We start from the raw sequence: 1,040 nt of genomic DNA on the forward strand, positions 1-1,040 counted from the left end.
CCCCACCCGCGGCCAGCAGCACCGGCGTGTCCGCCTTCGGCGTGGGAAGCCCCTCCGCGCCGGCCTTCACCGCGCCCTTCGGGACGACCCGGCCGCGCTTCTCCGCCTCGTACCGCTCGATCAGCTTGCCGGTGGCGAAGTCGTACACCCAGCTGTCCCCGCCGCCCTTGCCGTCGATGACGACGAACTTCACCCGGTCCCCGTCCCGGACGAGCCTGTACGTCCAGCCGTCGTTCACGACGCTCGGGTCCTTCAGGTCGACCGTGCCGAGCACGTTCCCGTTCGGCATGGAGATCTCGACGCGCTTGTCCTTCGGCCCGCGGTCGATCAGCTTCGCGATCCGCCCGTCCGGCATGGTGATCCGGACCGGGGCGCCCTTGCGCACCTCGCCCTTCCGTTCCGGCTTCGGCTTGCCGCCCTCGGTCCACGAGGTCACGGTGCCGTTCGGATGGAGGACGACGTGCATGCCGTTGTTCTGCCCGTACGCCGGCTTGCCGCCCTTGCTGACCAGGGTGTCCAGCTTGGTGCCACGGACGATGACGTCCGCCTCGAAGTGGCCCTCGCCGACCTTGTAGACCTTCGCCACCGACCCGTCCGCCAGCTTCACCGTGGTCACGTACACCCGCTTCCCGGCCACCGGTCCCGGGGGCGTGGTGGGCTTCGGGTCCACCGACGGCTTCGGGTCCACCGACGGCTCCAGCTTCGGTTCGCCCGTGGGCGGCGTCGGGTCCACCGCCGGCTGCTCCACCCCCGGGAGCACCTGCGGTTCCGGCCCCTCCGGCGAGTCCGCGAAGGCCGACCCCACGGGCAGCGCCAGTACGGCGGTGGCTCCGGTCAGGACGACGGCGGTACGGAAGGCGGAGGTACGGGTGGTGGTGCGGCGCATGGCGGGACTCTTTCCTTGCTCGGAGGCACTCACGGGCTCTCGGCTCTCGCTCGAGGACACTTCGAAGCTACGAGCCCCACCCATACGCATTCGGTAGGGAATGTAACGAACACCGCCAAAACGCCCTACAGCCCCGTAAACCCCCAAACCCCCC

General features: G+C 70.1%; 1 pseudogene. It reads right to left on the reverse strand.

The window, feature by feature from the left end:
- Positions 1–886, reverse strand: a pseudogene (locus VR44_RS01730) (hypothetical protein); the annotation flags it as partial.
- Positions 887–1,040 lie beyond the last annotated feature (154 nt).

Origin of the sequence: Streptomyces katrae, from assembly GCF_000966975.1 — a bacterium.
In the GTDB taxonomy this organism is placed as follows: domain Bacteria; phylum Actinomycetota; class Actinomycetes; order Streptomycetales; family Streptomycetaceae; genus Streptomyces; species Streptomyces katrae.